Here is an 18,331-nt window from a genome sequence, read left to right as displayed (position 1 = left end):
CTACCTAGGGGTCACGAAGAGTGTCTGCGTCGCCGTGCCGAGTTCGCCGGTCTCGTCGTACAGCGTGGAACGGGTCAGGCCCCGGCCGCCCGGGCCGATGACGGTGGTGGCGTCCATGCAGAACCACTCGCCGGCCGGGGCGCGGAACAGGGAGATCGTCAGATCCACGTTCGCGAACACGTAGGCGTCGAAGTCGAGGGCCATGCTCACGCCGTTGCCGCTGTCGGCGAACGCCGCCAGGCCCTCCATGGGCGTGAGCTCCTCGCCCTCGACCAGCGGCGTCGTGAGCCTGCCCCAGACCGTGGCGGGGCCGAGCCGCAGGGGGCCGCCGGTGACGAAACGCCAGTCGAGGACCTTGCCGTACCCGAAGCCCGAGCCCAGCCACGAGCGGCGGTGCTCCTCCGAGGGCGGCGGGATGGGGGCGGGCGGTCCCGGCACCGGCGTCGGCGGCGTGGCGGCCGCGCGGATGCGCCAGGCGCTCGCCCTGACGTATTCGCGGCCGCCGGACGAGACGCTCGCCGTCAGGCACTGCACCCGCTTGCCGTCGCGCGCCACCTCGGTCGTGACCTGCAGCTCGGCCAGCGGCACCGGCGCGAACACGTCCACCACCAGCCTGGACGGCTCCAGCCCCGGGCGTGGCGCGGTCAGGGCGAGCTCGTGCGCGATCAGGGCCGTGACGGGCCCCATGTGCTGGGTGCCGGGATCCCAGGGCCCCTGCGTGTGCTCGGATGCCAGGTAACGGCCTTCACCGATCCGGCTGTACATCGCCATAGAACAAGATTCTAGATCTCGTCGGGTATGTCGGCGATGTCGTCGAGCGCCGCCGCCAGCTCCTCCGGGTCGCCGCCGATCCGCTCGGCGATCTCGATCAGCACGTGGAGCACGTCGTGGCGGTCGTGCCCCAGGTCGAGCAGCCGCTGCGCGGCCTCCCAGAGCTGCGGCGGGTCGCCGTCCCACAGCCGGGTGGCGATCTCCTCGTGCCAGGCCAGGTGCTCCTGGTCGATCGCGCCGCCGTGGTCGATCTCGAGTAACGTACGGCGGTCGGCCTGGTCCGCCGGGTCGAGCCGGTCGAGGTCGATGCCGTTGTGCACGCCCTGCAGATAGGGGAACGCGAAGGCCCGCCTGGCCAGCGCCGACAGGTCGCCGTCGGGCAGCAGCCGCTCCAGCAGCGGCCGGTCGATGCCGAACGACGTCGGGTCCCGGTAGGCCTCGGGGAACTTCCCGATCGCCTCCCACACCGCGTCCAGCGTGGCCTTCAGCCCCTGCTCGGGCAGCGCGGTGCGGCGGGCGGCGAAGCGTACCCACGCCGCCAGCACGTGCGGCATCGCCTCCTGCTCCGCCTCGCTCAGCATCACCTTGCGCGGCAGCCAGTCGAGCAGGAAGGTCTCGCACTTGGTCGGGCTCACCCGCAGCGGCCGGTTGAAGTCCTGCTCGCACCCGTAGTCGATGATGTGGTCGGCGCAGCGCGAGGCCGCCGACGGGTCGGACAGGTGCTCGGCCGCGTCGGACGCCAGGAACTCCGCCGCCAGCATGGCCCGCCGCTCCCTGCTGTACGGGGCCTCGATGTGCAGCGGCGCCGGCCGCTTGCGCCCCGGCGGCAGCGCCTTGAGCCGGGCCCTGGCGAAGGCGTGGTAGGCGCTGAAGCTCTCGCTCACCGGCGGCGGCGTCTTCGGCTCCCTGGTCGCCTTCATGGCCGACTCGAGCAGCGCCCTGGCCTGCTCGGGCTGGATCTCCTCGAACAGCAGCAGCGGGTTGCCCGCCGCCTCGGCCCTGGCCTCCTCCAGCAGCTTGTCGACCTGGGAGGACACCCACGCGTCGCGGGCCATGCCCCTCATGTTGTAGTCGACCACCATGACCAGCGCGTGCCGGTCGATCGGGTGCTCGCTCTCGTTCCAGCGATAGTCGAAGGTGCAGATCACCGTGTCCTGGTCGCCGTAGGCGTCGCGGGAGACGTAGCAGCCGGCCGGCTTCACCGCGCCCACCCGGTCGGCCCAACCGGGCCTGGCCACCCCCGTCTCCATCATCGCCAGCGCCACGCCCTCGGCCTTGGCGCCCTGGCGGGCGGTGCCCAGATAGGCCAGGCAGATCATCAGCGTCAGCGACGCCGGCGTGCCGGCCTTGGCGGCGTAGTCGACGAGCCCTTCGCCGAGCACCTGCTCCACGTCGCCGCCCCGCACCCGCCTGCCCCACCAGGCGCCGATCATGTCGGAGACCATCAGCTCCGCGTCGAGGGGGGTGCGCACGGCCAGCAGCTCACGGGCCGCCTGCACCATCTCCTTGAACACGTCGTCCGGCGGGGTGCTCTCCCTGGGATCTCGTCGGTGTCGGCGCACACCCTCACTCTCTCGTATTCCAGGCGCAAACGGTGCGTACAACTCGGCCTGGTGACCCCGATGTTATCGGGGAAGGTCGCGCGGAGGGCGCGCTAGCGGAGGCTCCTGGGCGGCGGTGCGGAGTTCACGATGGCGAGCAGATGCTCGCGGGCGATGCGTTCCACGATCTCGGGCGTCGCCGAGACGCCGAGGTGCTGCGTGCACGCGCACGCGTCGGCGACGCAGCGGTCGATCGTGTCCACGGGTACGGTCAGGAACTCTTCGGCCAGCCGGAGGCTGACCGGCTCCCGGAGAAACCGTGTGGCCAGAGCGAGCATAGATGTGAGATTCCTCTGGAGGCCCTGGGGCAAACCCCCAGGAATGTCTGCAGGGCGACTTGCGCTCTCATTTCATCTTTTCTCGGGCTGGTGTCAAGCCTCCGCGACGCCTGTGTTCACTTCATCGGGCGCCCATCCGTGCGAAGCTGTCTTCATGCGCATCCAGCTCGCCCAGCGGAGCGAGGCAGACGAGCTCCTCGGCCGCAGCCCGATCGCCTTGCTCGTCGGCATGCTGCTCGACCAGCAGATCCCCATGGAATGGGCGTTCACGGGGCCGCATACGATCTCCGAGAGGCTCGGCCACGACCTCACCGCGGCCGAGATCGCCGCGTATGATCCGGAGGCGTTCGCCGCGCTACTGGCGGACAAGCCCGCCGTGCACCGTTACCCCAAGTCCATGGCGGCCAGGGTCCAGCAACTGGCGGCCTACCTCGTCGAGCACTATGACGGGGAGCCGGAGCGGATCTGGGCCGACGCCCCGGACGGCAAAGAGTTGTTGAAACGACTGATGGCCCTGCCGGGATACGGCAAACAGAAGGCTCAGATTTTCTTGGCATTGCTGGGGAAGCAGTTGGACGTCCAGCCGTCAGGCTGGCGGGAGGCAGCCGGACTCTACGGCGAGGAGGGGTCACACCGATCGGTCGCCGACGTGGTCGACGCCGACAGCCTTGCCCGCGTGCGAGCAGCCAAGCAGGAGGCGAAGCGCGCGGCGAAGAATCCGTAGCGGTGGCAGAAATCCGCCGCGGCGAATCCGTAGCCGTGGCAGAAATCGGCCCCGGCAATCGGGCGCTGTAACCTGATCTTGCTGCGCAACGTGGAGCGACTTTGACAGGATGCGTAGACCCTAGAGGCGACCGGGCATCGGCGGGGGCTTCCGTCCGCACATGCCCATCGCCGATGATGTACTGCAGGATCCGGTCGCCCGGAGCTGCGCTACGCCGATACATAGTTATGGAGATGTGCCGCGTGGGAGACCCTGGCACGCGACGGAGGTGCGGACTATGAGCGCCGAGACCTCCGTTCCCCGTCCCCGGGAGTCGGATGTGGACATCTCAGACTCCGCCCTCTTCAAGGGCATGCTGTCGGAGGCAGAGTTCGCCTTCGCGTTCTTCGACGGCGATGGCCGCTTCCAGCGGGTCAACGCCGTGTTCAGCGATGTCGTCAACGTGCCCGCGGAACGCATGGCCGGCCGGCCGCCCGTCGAGGTGCTCGCCGCCGACCTGAGCCAGATCATCACCCACGCCGTGCAGGCCGTCATCGAGAGTGACGCGCCGGTCACCGAGGGGCGCGTACGCGTGCGCTCCGCCGAGGGCGACACCAGGCACTGGTCGCTGTCGTTCTCGCCGGTCCACGAAGAGGGCGGCGAACTTCGCGCCATCGCCCTGGTGGGCCTCGACGTGACCGAGAGCCGCCAGACCGAGGAGGCCCTGCGCCGCAGCGAGGAGCGCTACCGCTCGCTGGTCGAGGCGCAGTCCCAGCTCGTCTGGATCACCTCGCCCACCGGCGCCGTCGTCGAGGACGCGCCCCAGTGGCGCGCCATCACCGGCCAGGGCCTGGAGGAATACCTCGCCAACGGCTGGCTGGAGGTCGTCCACCCCGAGGAGCGCCCGCAGACCGAGGAGGCCTGGCGGGAGGCGCTGCGCGGCCGCACCATGTTCGAGTGGAACTACCGGGTGCGCACCCGGGCCAGCGGCTACCGCCACTTCGAGGTGCGCGCGGTGCCGATCATCCGCCACGGCAGGGTGGTCGAGTGGGTCGGCGCCAACACCGACGTGACCCCGCAGCGCGAGGCCGAGGAGATGCGCGGCCGGCTGACCGACCAGCTCGGCGCCGCCGCCCTGCGCACCGCCCGGCTCCAGGGCGCCACGGCCATGCTGGCCGAGGCGCTGACGGTCGAGCAGGTGGTCCAGGTCATCATCGACGTGGGCCGCACCGCCCTGGCCGCCGACCGCTCGGCGGTCGCGCTGCTCGACACCGATCGCGCCACGCTCAAGCTGATCAACGGCGAGGGCATCATCGAGGCGTCGGGCGCCACCGGCGACGAGATCCCGCTGTCGCACTCCAACGTGATGACCATGGCGGTCAACAGCCGCCGGCCCGTGTTCGCCGAGTCGCCCGAGTCGCTGAAGGCCCAGCTCCTGGAGGCCGGCGGCGACGAGGAGGTCCTGGCCGGCTTCCTGGCCCACGGCGACGAACGCGCCTGGGTGGGCCTGCCGCTGCTGGCCGCGGGACGCGCTCTGGGAGCGCTCCGATTCTCCTTCACCCGGCCACAGAAGATCTCCCAGGAGGACGGCGTCTTCCTGGAGGCGCTGGCCGGTCAGTGCGCGCTGGCGGTCGAGCGGGCCACGCTCTTCGAGCGCGAGCACCGCACCGCCGAGACGCTCCAGCGCAGCCTGCTGCCCGACCGCCTGCCGGTGGTCAAGGGCCTGGTGCTGGCCCAGCGCTTCCGCTCGGGCAGCCGCCACGTCCAGGTCGGTGGCGACTGGTACGACGCCTTCGTGCTGCAGGACGGCCGCGTGGCGGCCGTCGTCGGCGACGTCATGGGCAAGGGCGTCAAGGCCGCGGCCGGCATGGGCCGCATCCGCAACGCCATGCGCGCCCTGGCGCTGACCAACCCGCCGCCCGCCGCCGTGCTCACCGGGCTCGACCGGGTCTTCGAGGCCACCGAAGAGGAAGAGCAGGTCACGACCCTGGCCTACATGGTCGTCGAGCCCGTCACGGGCGAGGGGACCCTGGCCATGGCCGGCCACCCGCCACCCGTCCTGGTCTCGCCGCAGGGCACCGCCATCCTGTGCGACGCCGAGCCGGGCACTCCGCTAGGCTGGCCGACCAGCCGACGGCAGTTCCGGTTCGTGGTGCCGCCCGGCCATACCGCCGTGCTCTACTCCGACGGTCTCGTCGAGAACAGGAAGCGCGGGCTGGATGCCGGTCTCGCAGAGATTTGCAGTGTTGTGACCGAAGCGCCACCTGAGGTCGTGAGTAGTCCGCACATGTTGCTGGACTTCCTGGTTGACCGGATGTTGTCTGGATATGAACAGGATGATGACGTTACCGCGCTCGCTATTCACGTCCCGCCAGCCACGAAGAGTGACTGAATGAAACAGTCATAACGGTTGCTTTCGGGTATCAGTGCCCCGCTTACGTACGCACTACTGTCTCGGTCGGCCTAGGGTGGAGGTCAACCGCCGGGAGGTGGCCGTATGGATTGCGGGGCCGTGCCACAATGCTGTGCAGGTCCGTCGCGGTCCGCACGGCCTCACCGTTCTCCGAGAGAGGCAACAGCCCCCCAGCGGGCATCTGGGTCCATTGTCGCCACGCGTTCGTTCGAGAGGTGTTCGTGTCGCCTGCAAGTTCGACTCGCTCGAAGCCACAAGAGCTGAACGAGCCCGTCATTCAGCGACTGCTCGAGCGTGGGCGCTCGCAGGGTTTCCTCGAGTCCGAGGATGTCCGTCAGGCCTTCGAGGAGGCGGACATCCCGATGTCGCACGCCGCCGCGTTCTTGCGGAACCTCAGCAAAGAGGGCGTGACCCTGAGGGTGACCGCCGCGGATTCGGCTGCGCCGAAGAAGTCTCGTCCAGCTAAGCGCCGCACCGCCGCCCCCGTCAAGACCAAGACGGCGGCGGCCGCCAAAGAGCAGCAGCCCGAGACCGTGACAGCGGTCGTGGGCACCGCTGAAGCCGAGTCGGCCGCCAAGAAGGCGGCCCCTGCCAAGAAGGCCGCGGCTCCCGCCGCCGCCAAGAAGGCCGAGCCGAAGAACGGTGGGCCTGCCGACACCAAGCCGAAGGACCCCGGGGCCAGGGGCGACGCGGACGATGACGAGGATCTCGAGCTCGACGGCGACGTGGAGCTGGAAGACCTCGAGGACATCGACGTCGACGACGAGGAGATCGTCGCCGAGGCCGACGCCGACTCCGAGGGTGACTCCGACTCCGACGACGACTCCGAGGAGGAGCCCAAGGCCGCGGTCGAGGTCGTCAAGGAGAAGACCGAGGACGAGGTCCTCATCCTCTCCGACGACGACGATGACGCCCCTGTGGCGCAGGTCGCCGCCGCCGGTGCCACGGCCGACCCGGTCAAGGACTACCTCAAGCAGATCGGCAAGGTCCCCCTGCTCAACGCCGAGCAGGAGGTCGAGCTGGCCAAGCGCATCGAGGCGGGCCTGTTCGCCGAGGAGCAGCTGGGCGGTGGGGAGACCGAGGGCCTGCCCGTCGACGTCAAGGCCGAGCTGGAGTGGATCGCCGAGGACGGCCGCCGGGCCAAGAACCACCTGCTGGAGGCCAACCTCCGGCTCGTGGTCTCGCTGGCCAAGCGCTACACCGGGCGCGGCATGCTGTTCCTCGACCTGATCCAGGAAGGCAACCTGGGCCTGATCAGGGCCGTCGAGAAGTTCGACTACACCAAGGGTTACAAGTTCTCCACCTACGCCACGTGGTGGATCCGGCAGGCGATCACCCGCGCCATGGCCGACCAGGCGCGGACCATCCGCATCCCGGTCCACATGGTCGAAGTGATCAACAAGCTGGCCCGCGTCCAGCGGCAGATGCTGCAGGACCTGGGTCGCGAGCCCACGCCGGAAGAGCTCGCCCGTGAGCTGGACATGACGCCCGAGAAGGTCGTCGAGGTCCAGAAATACGGGCGCGAGCCCATCTCGCTCCACACCCCGCTGGGTGAGGAGGGCGACAGCGAGTTCGGTGACCTCATCGAGGACTCCGAGGCCATCGTGCCGGCCGACGCCGTCAGCTTCACGCTGCTCCAGGAGCAGCTGCACTCCGTTCTCGACACGTTGTCGGAGCGGGAGGCGGGCGTCGTGTCGATGCGCTTCGGTCTCACCGATGGTCAGCCGAAGACGCTGGACGAGATCGGCAAGGTTTACGGGGTGACCCGTGAGCGCATCCGGCAGATCGAGTCGAAGACCATGTCCAAGCTGCGCCATCCGTCGCGCTCCCAGGTCCTCCGGGACTACTTGGACTAACCAGCACCACCCAACGCCCCGCCCGGGATCTTTCCTGGGCGGGGCGCTGGCATTCCGGCCCTTCACCCCCGACCTGACCCTGTCCGATCGGGCCATGCCCGGCTGGGGTCATTTGACCGGCTCACGTCCGGCTGGGGTCGTTTGGTCGGGTCACGTCGGGTTGGGGCTGTCCCGATTGGGCGATGCCCGGCTGGGGCCGTCCGATCAGGCCACGTTCGACTGGGACAGTACGCCCGCCCTGCCCCAGCCGGCCCCACTGCCATCGGGCCGGGGCTCGCCGCTTTCGGGCTGGGGAGTGTGGCCGGGATCGTCCGTCTGGAGTAGTCCGATCGGCGTGGTCTGACCGGCGCCGGCGAAGGTCGGGACCGTGCCCCGGAGCCTCAGGCTTCACGTCGTCACGGCGATCGCCCGGCCCGCCGATGGCGAGCCCATCGGCCATGCCTCACCACCATCGGGTTGGGGTCGTGCGGTCGGGATCGGCTGGGAGGGTTTGATCGGCGCGGTCCGACCGGCACTGGCCGAGGGCGGGACCATGCCCCTGAACCCCGGGCTTCACCGTCACCGTGGTCGTCCGGACGGCGAGCCCGCCGGTCAGGGCCCCGCGCCCATCCGGCCAGCGACCGTTCCACTCCCCAAGCGCCCGTCCACCTGGCGGCATCACCTTCGAAAACCGCATCGAGCCGCGCCGTCCTGCCGGACCCCACAGAGCCAAACGGAGGCACCGCCCAGCCTCGGCAAACGTCGTCAGGCCGCGACGCACTGCAGCATTGCCGGACACAGGTCGGATGGTGGCTTGGTGGGCGGTGTCCCGGTTGGGCGGTGCCCCGGTTGGACGGAGCCTCGGGTTGGACAGCGAGTCGATCGGATGCTGCTCCGATTGGGCGGTGAGTCGGTCGGATGGTGCTGCTCGGCAAGCGAGTTGGATGGCACTGGCCGGTCGGATGATGCCCGGTCAGATGATGTCTGGTCAGATGGCGAAGAGCAGGGCGGCGCTGAGCAGGACGATGATGGCGGTCGCGAAGTGGATGCCGAACGCGGTCGCCTTGGGGCCACCGTTGCGCAGCACGATCAGGGTGTCGCCCAGCGGGATCAGGGCGACGATCAGCATGAACCAGGCTTCGGCACTGGGGCCGGCGAAGGCCAGCAAGGCCAGGCCGACCAGGCCGAAGGTGCCGTCGCGCAGGCCCTTGACCGTCAGGTAGGCGCTGTCCTCCCTGGCGGGCACCCCATAGCCGATGGCGGCGGCGCGTGGTGTGAACAGAAAGCGGTACCCAAGGAACAGGCAGAACAGATTGAGGACGATGGCAAGGCCGTAGGCAATGGTGGTGAGCATGCTTATCTCCAACATCTAGCGCTGCTAGGAACAGAAATTATGCTAGCCGAACGCGGCCACTTGCGCTAGCAGTGCTAGATTTCAAAGCATGTCGATCCAGGGGCGCAAGGAGCGCGAGCGTGCGCAGCGGGAGAAGCTCATCATCACGGCCGCCCGCGAGCTGGCAGAGGCCGAGGGCTGGGAGGCGGTGACCACCCGGCGGCTGGCCGAGCGGGTCGAATACAGCCAGCCCGTCCTCTATAGCCACTTCAAGGGCAAGGACGCGATCATGACGGCCGTGGCCCTGGAAGGCTTCGCCGACCTGGTCACAGAGCTACGCGCGGCCCGAATGGGGGCGCCGGACCCGAGTCGCGCCCTCGCCGAGATCGGTGCCGCTTATGTGGCGTTCGCCGAGCGGCGGCCGGCGCTGTACGACGCCATGTTCAGCCAGAGCGTCAACCTGCCCTTCGCCACACCTGAGGCTCCGGCCACGCTGCACGCCGGGTTCAACGAACTAGCCGAGGCTGTCGGCCCACACGCGAACGGCACCGACCTGGGCGCGATGACCGAGACCTTCTGGGCCGCCCTGCACGGCCTGGTGACCCTGATGCGCGGCGGCCGGCTCCTACCCGAAGCCCACGACCGCAGGCTGGCGATCCTCCTGGCGCTCTTCACCCAGGAGCCACCAGGCACCGATCACTCCCCCTGACATCCCAGCCACCCACACCGGCCCCGGGTCCCTCGCGCCGACCTCGGCGCTCGGGTCGCGGCGATGGGTCGCGGTGCTCGGGTCAAGGGGACTGGGCTACGGGATGGGTTGGGGGAGATTCCGGCCAAGAGGTAGCCGTCACGAGCGGCTTGGCTCACGGGCCTGGGTCATGTCCACGGGCCGGGTTGCGGTGCTGAGGTCGTCCGAGGGCTGAGGTTGCGCGGGTCTGAATCGCGGCGCGTGGGTCGCGGTGCCCAGAAGACAGTCCTGAGCCGGCTCGCGGCTTCCATGCTGCGACTGGTCGTCGTGGGCCAATGGGTTGTGGCGCAGGCGCCGATGTTGGGCTGCTGAAGGCTGAGGCCAGGCGGGCGCGGTTTGTGGCACGTGAGTCACGGCGCTCGGGCCACATGGCTGAGCCGGCCTGCGGGTTCCCACGTTCCTGCTAGCCGCTTTGGGTCGATGGGCAGTGGTGCGGCCCGAGTTTGGCTCGCGGTTCCCACGTCTCTGCCCGGCCGCTCTCGTAGGCCGAGAAGCCGTGGGTGGCAGTGGTGGCAACGGCCGCGTGTAGGTGCCAGGTGCCCCGCTCTTCCCCGGCTCTCGTGATGAGGGTTCTCGGGTGCCCGGTCGGGTCAGGAGAGGTCGGTTATGTGGACGTCCAGGGTCCAGGGGCGGTTGGGGCGGGGTGGGGGTGTGAGGTTCAGGGTGTAGCCCAAGGTGTCGAGGGTTTTGGCCAGTTCGTCGGGTGTGGAGGGGGAGGTGTCCTGGTGGAGGAGGGCGCGGGCTATCTCGCCCCTGGTCGCCTTGGCCATGTGGCTGACGACCTTGCCGTCTCTGAAGACGCGTACCGTCACCGAGCGCTCGCCCGGTTGCCAGGCGCCCGCGTACGTGGCCGAGCGGAGATCCACCACCAGGCCCGGAACCCGATCCAGTTCCTTCGACACCGCCGGGCGCCAGAACGACGCCAGACCCCCGAGCGGTGGGAGGTTGACCCCCATCGAGAGGCGGTACGGCGGGATCTGGTCTGTGATCTTCACCACACCCCATAGGCCGGAGAAGATCAGTACGGACTCCTCTGCCCGGTTTCTGGCCTCGTCTTCCAGGGTGTCCAGGCCGAGGTTGTCGTAGAGGACGCCGGTATAGAGGGCGGCGGCGGGCAGTGTGGGGGCGGTCTTGAGGGCCGTGTTCTTGGCCAGTTCGCCTGCCAGCCCCGGCGTCAGGCCGAGCGTGTCGAGGGCGTCGCGGCGTTTGGAGGCCCGGATGAGTGCGTTCAGTACGCGTTTGCGGGCCTTGTCGAGGGCGGGCATGGACAGCTCGCCGACGGGCGGCCCGTTGCCTTCGGACGCCTTGCCTTCGGACGGTGGCAACAGGATCAGCACAACCACCTACCTTATTGGCCCTGGCCCGTGCCCCTTTCCGGTGGCCGGCTCACGCGGTGCGGCGACGTCTTCTGGGAAATGATGGCGTCGGTCCGCATATGCGCTAGTTGTCCGTGGGGGTGCCACGGAGGGGATCAGGCATGGGTCCGCACGTAGATGGCGAGCTACTGCGCCAAGCTATTGGGACACATGCTGACTTATCCCCTCGTCTGCGGCGTGTTTGGGCGATTCTTCGCAAGGTGTCGCGTCAAGGGGTCGTCGTCGGGTCCGCAGTACCGACCTCGACGCCGCATTGGCCGACCGGTGCGGAAGCTTCCGGACGGCGGGGCCAAGGGAGAGGTAGGCGCTCGGGAGTCTGTCCGATGGGGCTGGGGGATGCTTTCGCAGGTGGGCTAGGCTGCGTCGGTGGATTTCGACCTTCTTGTCCATAATGCCTGGCCTGCCTATGAGCAGCGTTCTCATGATGGATGGGTGCTGCGGTACGCCGGTGGCGTGACCAAGCGGGCCAACTCGGTGCTCGCGCTGGACGTACCGGATGATTTGGACGATGCCATCGCGGCGGCGGAGGCGTTCTACGGCGAGCGCGGGCTGCGGTGTGTGTTCTCCGTGGGGCCGGGCGCCACGCCCGGGCTGGATGCGGAGTTGGAGCGCCGAGGGTACGAGGTGGTCGATCCGACGGTCATCATGGCCGGTACGCCCGTTGCCGAGCCCGATCGCGAGGTCAGGATCGAGGAGCGGCCGTGGCGGGCCTGGCTGGAGGCGTGGTGGGCGGTGGACGGCCGCTATGGCAGTGGTGTCGATGAGGCCGAGCGCATCTGCACCGGCGTACCGGCTTGGTACGCGGCGGTCGAGGAGGACGGCGTGCCACTGGCGGTCGGGCGGGGCGTACCGCAGGGCGACACGCTCGGGATCTACTGCATGGCGACCATGCCCGAGGCCCGCCGCCGTGGGCTGGCCAGGGCGGCACTTCGAGGGTTGGTACGGCATGCGGGCGCCGGCTCGGCCTACCTGGTGACCACGGCGGGCAACGAGGGTGCGCAGGCCCTGTACCGGAGCGAGGGTTTCGAGATCGCCGACCGGTATCACTACCGCGTCCGCTGATCTCGTCGCGCAGACTGGCCGGCCGAGGGGTCTTGGAGGGACCACCGCCCGGGGACGAGTGCCAGCGGCAGGAGGTTCAGGTGGCGCTGGTGGGACGGTCGAGCCCATGGGTGGCCCAGTCGGGTGCCGCTGGCGGGCGGCCGCGTGTCGTTGACGGAAACGCTCGGTGTCCGCTGGCGGGAGGGCCCGGTTGCCGTCGGTGGGCGGGTCGCCGCGTGTCCTGGGCCGAACGTCCCAGGTGCCCGCTGACCGGGCGGTTGGCATTGATATGTGGACGGGCGCCGTGGCTGGCCCAGCAGAAATGGTCGGCTGGCCGAGTGCCATCGGCGAACGCTGGCGGGAGGGCGTCGGTAGCCATCGGCATGGGCGGAGTTTCACGTGTCCCCTGGCCAGACGGGTGGCGTTGGCTGAATGCCCTGGGCGGGAGCGGGCCTGTAGCCGTTGGCGGGAGCGGCTCGGTCGCCGTTGTGGGTTGCCGCGTGTCAAGGGCGGAATGCTCAGGTGCCCGCTGGCCGGGCGGCCGGCGTTGGCGGAGCCTCCGGTGTCCACTGGCCGGACGGGTGGTGTTGGCCGGCTGGCCGAGCGCCATTGGCAGGCCGGTCGGGGGCGGCTGGCAGGCTGGGCGGGCATCGTCGGGCGAACGCTGGCAGGCAGGCTGGGCTGGCATCATCGGGCAAACGCTGGGAGGTTGGCCGGGCGGAACGGCTGAGGTGACCGCTGGCAGGTTGCCGCGTGCCACCGGCAGAACGGGTTGGGCGACCGTCGGCAGGTTGGGCATGTGCCGTCGGCAGAAACGGCCAGGGCGACCGTTGGCGGGTCGGCCGCGTGTCGTCGGCGCAACGGCTCAGGCGGCCCGCTGGTGGCGGGACGCCGGGTGGCGTCGGCGCAACGGCTCAGGCGGCCCGCTGGTGGCGGGACGCCGGGTGGCGTCGGCGGGGCGCTTGGCTGGGCGCTCGCTGAGGCAGGCGGATGTTCCCGGCCAGACGGTCCGGGGCGGGCCGGTGTGGCTTTGGGAACGTTAAGGAGAGCAGGCGGACTACGGGGCGCCTGCTCGGGGTTTTACCCAGAACGGCGGCCCCGGGCGGGCCGGGGTCGCCGTTCTGGTCACGCAATATGTGGTTATCTCATCACGACCAGCGCTGGGTCAGCGTTCGTCGTTGGGGGCATTTGAAGGGGTTTCGCTGAGTCGAGCCGACTCGTCCAAGATGTCGGCGCCCTTTTCGCGCAACGCTGCAACGTGCTGACGCCCATGGTGAGCGCAGAACAGCAACTCCCCACCCACAGGCAGGGTTGCGCGAATGTAGGCCTGGGCGCCGCAGCGGTCGCAGCGGTCGAGGGCCGTCAGCGGCTTAACGGGGGCGAGAGCTCCAGTCACGTATCGCCTTTCGGGTCACCCCCGCCGAAGCGAGGATCTGGCGTCAGTCACTTGGAACAACATCTAACCGGACCTGGACGTTCCCAACCGCCCGCTCTCTACGCCGAGAGCGGAATGTGTCCCAAAGTAATGACGATCAGCCGGTTGGTAACGGCAAACGTGACGCCATGGCAAGCTTGTACGCGCGCGTAGGGGAAGAACGGTAGGCTACGCACACCTGTTCGATGCCTAAACCAGGGGAGCTGGAGTGACGCTAGTGGAGGCGGGTTACACGGCTCGTCACCTGTCGGTGCTTGAAGGCCTGGAGGCCGTACGCAAGCGCCCGGGCATGTACATCGGGTCGACCGACAGTCGCGGGCTCATGCACTGCCTCTGGGAGATCGTGGACAACGGTGTCGACGAGGCCCTGGCGGGGCACTGCGACCGGATCGAGGTCGAGCTCTTCGCCGACGGTTCCATCGAGGTGCGCGACAACGGTCGTGGCATCCCGGTCGACATCGAGCCCAAGTCCGGCCTGGCCGGCGTGGAGCTCGTCTACACCAAGCTGCACGCGGGCGGAAAGTTCGGCGGCGGCTCCTATGGCGCCTCCGGCGGTCTGCACGGCGTGGGCGCCTCGGTGGTCAACGCCCTGTCCGCGCGGGTGGACGTCGAGGTCGACCGCCACGGCAAGGTGCACGAGATCAGTTTCCGGCGCGGCGTGCCCGGGATCTTCGACGGCGACGGCCCGACCGCGAAGTTCAAGAAGAAGTCCGGCCTGCGCATCGGCGACAAGCAGCCGGCGAATCCCACCGGCACCCGCGTGCGCTTCTGGGCCGACAAGCAGATCTTCCTGCCCGACGCCGAGGTCTCGCTCGACGAGATTCACGTGCGCCTGCGGCAGACCGCGTTCCTGGTGCCGGGGCTGACCCTGGCCGTTCGCGACAGCAGGCACGAGGAGCCGGTCGAGGAGGAGTTCCGCTTCGACGGCGGCATCTCCGAGTTCACCGAGTTCCTGGCCCGCGACGAGGCCGTCTGCGACGTGCTGCGCCTGCAGGGCGTCGGCCACTTCCACGAGACCGTGCCGGTCCTCGACGACCAGGGCCACATGACGCCCACCGAGGTGCAGCGCGAGCTGACGGTGGACGTGGCGGTCCGCTGGGGCAAGGGCTACGAGTCCACCGTGCGCTCGTTCGTCAACGTGATCGCCACCCCCAAGGGCGGCACCCACCTGACCGGCTTCGAGCGCGGCCTGGTCCGTACGATCAACGAGCTCCTGCGCGAGACCCGCCTGCTCAAGAACGGCGACGACCCGGTCACCAAGGACGACATCTCCGAGGGCCTGACCGGCGTGGTCACGGTCCGCGTGCCGGAGCCGCAGTTCGAGGGCCAGACCAAGGAGGTGCTCGGCACCTCGGCGGCCACCCGCATCGTCTCCCACGTGGTCTCGCGCGAGCTCAAGGAGCTCTACGCCAACCCGCCGCGCGGCTACAAGCAGCCGCTGCGGGCCGTGCTCGAGAAGATCGTCGCCGCCGCCAAGGCCCGCATCGCGGCCCGCGAGCACCGCGACAACCAGCGGCGCAAGAGTGCGCTGGAGAACTCCGCGCTGCCGGCGAAGCTGGTCGACTGCCGCAGCGACGACGTTGACCGCAGTGAGCTGTTCATCGTCGAGGGTGACTCGGCCCTGGGCACCGCCAAGCTGGCCCGCGACTCGGAGTTCCAGGCGCTGCTGCCGATTCGAGGCAAGATCCTCAACGTGCAGAAGGCGTCCGTGAGCGACATGCTCAAGAACACCGAGTGCGCCGCCATCATCCAGGTGGTCGGGGCCGGTTCCGGGCGCTCGTTCGACATCGAGGCCGCCCGCTACGGCAAGGTCATCCTCATGGCCGACGCCGATGTGGACGGCGCCCACATCCGCTGCCTACTCCTGACCCTTTTCCACCGCTACATGCGGCCGATGGTGGAGGCGGGCCGGGTCTTCGCCGCGGTGCCGCCGCTGCACCGCATCGAGCTGACCAACCCGGGCCGGGGCAAGGAGAAGTACATCTACTGCTACTCCGACGCCGAGCTGCACAAGGTGCTGCGCGATCTGGAGCGGCGCGGGAAGCGGTGGAAGGACCCGGTGCAGCGCTACAAGGGTCTGGGGGAGATGGACGCCGATCAGCTCGCCGAGACGACGATGGATCCGCGGCACCGGATTCTGCGGCGGGTGCGGATCGAGGACGCCGAAGGGGCTGAGGGCATCTTCAACCTGCTGATGGGGAGTGAGGTCGCTCCTCGGCGGGAGTTCATCGTGAACAGTGCGGCCGAGGTCGATCGCGACCACATCGACGCTTAGGAGTCTTGGGTCCGGGCCAAGGGCGGTTGGGCGGCAGAGGTGAGGGTGCCTCGGGGGCGGTAGAGGGTCTCCAGGGGCCTCTGAGCCTCTCCCCGGACTCTTGCCCTGGGTCAAGCGGCCCTGGGGGTCTGTAGACGCGCTGGGGCTGGCTGCCTGGGGTGGGGTGACGCAGGGTTCGCCATCCGGCCGGGGTGTGATGACGTTGGCGGCCTGCGGGCCTGCGATGGTCCGCCGGAAGCGGGCTGGGGCGCGGGCGGTCAGGCCTTGCGTGCCCGCTGGAGGTGCTGCGGCTGGGCGAGTCCTGATGGAGCGCGGTCGGAGCGTCTTGCCGCACAGGCATGGTGACGACTGCTGGAGCGTTTGCCTCACGGGCGTGGTTGCGGCTGCGGGAGTTGCTTGCCAGGGGGCACGGTGGCGGCTGCGGGGACGTTCTTGCTCGCCGGGCTTCGCAAGCATGCTCGGCGGGTGGGTTCGCGGAAGGTCGCGGGGTGTGCTCGGCGGTTGGGTTCGCTGCACGTGGCGGGATGTGCTGGGCAGGTTCGCTGCACGTCGCGGGATGTGCCCGGCCGGTGGGTTCGCCGAAGGTCGCAGGATGTGCCCGGCGGGACGCTGCGGGAGCGCTCTTGGTGGGTGTGGGGCTGGGTGAGGAGAGGTGCGGCGGAGCCGGGGGCTCCGCCGCTTTTGCGTTAGTGGGTGGAGGCGGTCAGGCGGCCTGTGTGGACGTCGTAGATGCCGCCGGCCACCGGCATGCCCTCGGGGAAGAACGGGGTGGTGCGGATGCGGGTCAGGTCGTGGCGGAGGGCTTCGTTCTGGTCGGGCACCGTGTGGAACTCCAGGCTGCGGGTGTCCACGCCTCGTTCGCTGGTCAACATGTGTACGTCCGCGTCGGAGACCTTGGCCATGCCGCAGTCCGTATGGGGCATGACGAACACGCGCTCCACCCCGAGCAGGTAGACGGCCAAGACCAGGGTCCGGAGGACGTCGTCCGTCACCCGGGCGCCCGCGTTCCGCAGGATCTTGGCGTCGCCGGGCTTGAGGCCGAGCAGGCCCAGAGGGTCGATGCGGGAGTCCATACAGGTCACGACGGCTAGCCCACGGGCTGCGCGGCCGGTTAGCCCAGAGTTGCCGAAACGCTTCGCGAACTTCGCGTTGGCGGCATACAGGTCGTCGAACGCACTCATGTCACAAATGATGGCTGACGCCCCAGAGCTGCTGTCTTGCGGGGTGGCGACTGGCCGGACTTGGCCAACCTCCCACGGAAAGCCTTCACTTTGAGTGATGATGTCGTAGCCGTATGTACGTGATCGAAGAAGGTTTTGTCGTGAGTAGGTCTGAATCGCTTGCCGCGTACCTCCGAGCTCAAGCCCGGCGCCGTCTCGACCGCGTGGAGTCCAAGGACGACGGCCGCAACGCCAAATGTGCCCTGGCACTCCTCGACACCGCCGCCTACGCGGCGAGTCTGCCCGAGGACGACCCGCTGATCCTGATGCTGGACCAGGCGGGATGTTACGGGCCCTTGGGGTGTGAGCGGTTCGACCCGGGGGAGGCCGGCGCCGGTCTGATCCGGCACTGGCGGGGTGGCGAACCGCACGAACTGCTGCTCGCCCTCCCGGCCGCCATCGCCGCCGCCACCTAAGCGGGTCAGGGCTTGTGGGCCACGCCTACGTACCACCATTCGCTGCCCGCGAGCTCCTTCTCCCAAGCCTCGTCAGGCCGCCAGTCGGCCACATGCGTGACCCCGGGATCGACCAGGTCGAAGCCGTCGAACATGTGGGTGACCTGCTTGTGGCTGCGATGGATCAGGGGCGCGTCGGCGTCCTCGTACACCTCGCGGGCCGCCACCCCCACCTCCGGGTGGGCGTCGTCGGTGAGGTGGGAGATGACCACGGCGCTCCCGGGGGCCATGCGGTCGCGGAACTCCGCCACCACGCCCCACGGGTCGTCCTTGTCGGTCAGGCAGTGCAGGACGCCGAGGAAGATCACGCCGACCGGCTTGCTGAAGTCGATCAGCCGCCTGGTCTCTGGGGCGTCGAGGATGGCCGCGGGCTCGCGTACGTCCGCGTGCACGATCGTGATGCCGGCGTCGGTGCCGGCCAGCAGGGCGCGGGCGTGGACGATCACCACCGGGTCGAAGTCCACGTAGACGATGCGCGCCTGCGGGTGCGCCTTGCGGGCCACCTCGTGGACGTTGTTCTGGTTGGGCAGCCCGGTGCCGAGGTCGATGAACTGGTCGATGCCCTGCGCGGCCACATGGCGTACGGCCCTGCCCAGGAAACGCCGGTTGGCCAGGCAGATCTCCCTGCTCGGACCCAACGCCATGATCTTTTCCGCGGCCTCGCGGTCGGCCGCGAAATTGTCTTTTCCGCCGAGGTAGTAGTCGTACATGCGCGCCGAGTTGGGGATGCTGGGATTGATCCCCTTCGGGACGCGCGAGGGGTTGGTCATCTCGGCCCTTCGAAATCCACACCGCTGACTGCTCAGCAGATCGTAACGCTCATGTGACAGATTTGTGGATCTTTCGC

Annotated in this window: 15 protein-coding genes; 7 read left to right on the top strand and 8 right to left on the bottom strand. The window is 69.2% G+C overall.

What is annotated here, in order from left to right; translation table 11 throughout:
* The 3 genes from C4V41_RS10615 to C4V41_RS10605 form a co-directional block, all read right to left on the bottom strand.
* Entirely contained in the window at nucleotides 1-771 is a 771-nt protein-coding gene (locus C4V41_RS10615; protein ID WP_103955567.1) for a thioesterase family protein, read from the bottom strand.
* A gap of 11 nt (nucleotides 772-782) precedes the next feature.
* Nucleotides 783-2,333 carry a hypothetical protein gene (locus C4V41_RS10610; RefSeq protein WP_407669952.1) on the bottom strand — a complete coding sequence of 517 codons (1,551 nt, stop codon included), beginning with the start codon at nucleotides 2,331-2,333 and terminating at the stop codon, nucleotides 783-785.
* A 92-nt stretch (nucleotides 2,334-2,425) separates the two neighbouring features.
* Nucleotides 2,426-2,650 carry a hypothetical protein gene (locus C4V41_RS10605; protein ID WP_103955565.1) on the bottom strand — a complete coding sequence of 75 codons (225 nt, stop codon included), beginning with the start codon at nucleotides 2,648-2,650 and terminating at the stop codon, nucleotides 2,426-2,428.
* A 154-nt stretch (nucleotides 2,651-2,804) separates the two neighbouring features.
* Between C4V41_RS10605 and C4V41_RS10600 the strand changes: the two genes are divergently transcribed.
* From C4V41_RS10600 to C4V41_RS10590, 3 genes are all read left to right on the top strand, one after another.
* Nucleotides 2,805-3,374: an HhH-GPD-type base excision DNA repair protein gene (locus C4V41_RS10600; protein WP_103955564.1), complete on the top strand. Its 570-nt coding sequence runs from the start codon at nucleotides 2,805-2,807 to the stop codon at nucleotides 3,372-3,374.
* 277 nt (nucleotides 3,375-3,651) lie between these two features.
* Nucleotides 3,652-5,745 carry a SpoIIE family protein phosphatase gene (locus tag C4V41_RS10595; protein WP_103955563.1) on the top strand — a complete coding sequence of 698 codons (2,094 nt, stop codon included), beginning with the start codon at nucleotides 3,652-3,654 and terminating at the stop codon, nucleotides 5,743-5,745.
* A 242-nt stretch (nucleotides 5,746-5,987) separates the two neighbouring features.
* Nucleotides 5,988-7,622, top strand: coding sequence for an RNA polymerase sigma factor (locus tag C4V41_RS10590; protein ID WP_103955740.1), 1,635 nt, complete (start codon nucleotides 5,988-5,990; stop codon nucleotides 7,620-7,622).
* A gap of 967 nt (nucleotides 7,623-8,589) precedes the next feature.
* Here the strand turns inward: C4V41_RS10590 and C4V41_RS10585 are convergent.
* Complete coding sequence (locus C4V41_RS10585) at nucleotides 8,590-8,955, bottom strand: DUF4267 domain-containing protein (RefSeq protein ID WP_103955562.1); 366 nt, start codon at nucleotides 8,953-8,955, stop codon at nucleotides 8,590-8,592.
* An 88-nt stretch (nucleotides 8,956-9,043) separates the two neighbouring features.
* Between C4V41_RS10585 and C4V41_RS10580 the strand changes: the two genes are divergently transcribed.
* Nucleotides 9,044-9,643, top strand: coding sequence for a TetR/AcrR family transcriptional regulator (locus C4V41_RS10580; RefSeq protein WP_103955561.1), 600 nt, complete (start codon nucleotides 9,044-9,046; stop codon nucleotides 9,641-9,643).
* Nucleotides 9,644-10,272: 629 nt separating this feature from the next.
* On the opposite strand, the gene C4V41_RS10575 is transcribed toward C4V41_RS10580, so the two are convergent.
* Entirely contained in the window at nucleotides 10,273-11,019 is a 747-nt protein-coding gene (locus tag C4V41_RS10575; RefSeq protein WP_103955560.1) for a YaaA family protein, read from the bottom strand.
* Nucleotides 11,020-11,424: 405 nt separating this feature from the next.
* Here C4V41_RS10575 and C4V41_RS10570 point away from each other — a divergent pair, with 405 nt between their 5' ends.
* The gene (locus C4V41_RS10570; protein ID WP_103955559.1) at nucleotides 11,425-12,120 is read left to right on the top strand and encodes a GNAT family N-acetyltransferase; all 696 of its coding nucleotides are present in this window, start codon (nucleotides 11,425-11,427) and stop codon (nucleotides 12,118-12,120) included.
* Between the two features lie 1,144 nt (nucleotides 12,121-13,264).
* Here the strand turns inward: C4V41_RS10570 and C4V41_RS64125 are convergent.
* Nucleotides 13,265-13,495 (bottom strand): DUF7455 domain-containing protein, encoded by a 231-nt coding sequence (locus tag C4V41_RS64125; protein WP_103955558.1) that lies wholly within the window; start codon nucleotides 13,493-13,495, stop codon nucleotides 13,265-13,267.
* 247 nt (nucleotides 13,496-13,742) lie between these two features.
* On the opposite strand from C4V41_RS64125, the gene C4V41_RS10560 reads away from it, so the two are divergent.
* Nucleotides 13,743-15,809: a DNA gyrase/topoisomerase IV subunit B gene (locus C4V41_RS10560; protein WP_103955557.1), complete on the top strand. Its 2,067-nt coding sequence runs from the start codon at nucleotides 13,743-13,745 to the stop codon at nucleotides 15,807-15,809.
* A gap of 686 nt (nucleotides 15,810-16,495) precedes the next feature.
* Here C4V41_RS10560 and C4V41_RS10555 read toward each other — a convergent pair.
* Nucleotides 16,496-16,990 (bottom strand): beta-class carbonic anhydrase, encoded by a 495-nt coding sequence (locus C4V41_RS10555; protein ID WP_103955556.1) that lies wholly within the window; start codon nucleotides 16,988-16,990, stop codon nucleotides 16,496-16,498.
* A gap of 140 nt (nucleotides 16,991-17,130) precedes the next feature.
* On the opposite strand from C4V41_RS10555, the gene C4V41_RS10550 reads away from it, so the two are divergent.
* Nucleotides 17,131-17,445, top strand: coding sequence for a hypothetical protein (locus C4V41_RS10550; protein ID WP_103955739.1), 315 nt, complete (start codon nucleotides 17,131-17,133; stop codon nucleotides 17,443-17,445).
* 5 nt (nucleotides 17,446-17,450) lie between these two features.
* Here the strand turns inward: C4V41_RS10550 and C4V41_RS10545 are convergent, their stop codons facing one another.
* Nucleotides 17,451-18,254, bottom strand: coding sequence for an SAM-dependent methyltransferase (locus C4V41_RS10545; protein ID WP_103955555.1), 804 nt, complete (start codon nucleotides 18,252-18,254; stop codon nucleotides 17,451-17,453).
* Between the last annotated feature and the right edge of the window lie 77 nt (nucleotides 18,255-18,331).

This window comes from Nonomuraea solani (genome assembly GCF_900108335.1).
Classification (GTDB): domain Bacteria; phylum Actinomycetota; class Actinomycetes; order Streptosporangiales; family Streptosporangiaceae; genus Nonomuraea; species Nonomuraea solani.
The sequence above is the reverse complement of the archived record's forward strand: the minus strand, read 5'-3'. Positions and strand labels throughout refer to the sequence as shown.

What these genes read in the sequence shown, in the direction of transcription:
- C4V41_RS10615 (WP_103955567.1), bottom strand. Translation starts at nt 771, where the DNA reads ATGGCGATGTACAGCCGGATCGGTGAAGGCCGTTACCTGGCATCCGAG.
- C4V41_RS10605 (WP_103955565.1), bottom strand. Translation starts at nt 2,650, where the DNA reads ATGCTCGCTCTGGCCACACGGTTTCTCCGGGAGCCGGTCAGCCTCCGG.
- C4V41_RS10600 (WP_103955564.1), top strand. Translation starts at nt 2,805, where the DNA reads ATGCGCATCCAGCTCGCCCAGCGGAGCGAGGCAGACGAGCTCCTCGGC.
- C4V41_RS10595 (WP_103955563.1), top strand. Translation starts at nt 3,652, where the DNA reads ATGAGCGCCGAGACCTCCGTTCCCCGTCCCCGGGAGTCGGATGTGGAC.
- C4V41_RS10585 (WP_103955562.1), bottom strand. Translation starts at nt 8,955, where the DNA reads ATGCTCACCACCATTGCCTACGGCCTTGCCATCGTCCTCAATCTGTTC.
- C4V41_RS10580 (WP_103955561.1), top strand. Translation starts at nt 9,044, where the DNA reads ATGTCGATCCAGGGGCGCAAGGAGCGCGAGCGTGCGCAGCGGGAGAAG.
- C4V41_RS10555 (WP_103955556.1), bottom strand. Translation starts at nt 16,990, where the DNA reads ATGAGTGCGTTCGACGACCTGTATGCCGCCAACGCGAAGTTCGCGAAG.
- C4V41_RS10545 (WP_103955555.1), bottom strand. Translation starts at nt 18,254, where the DNA reads ATGACCAACCCCTCGCGCGTCCCGAAGGGGATCAATCCCAGCATCCCC.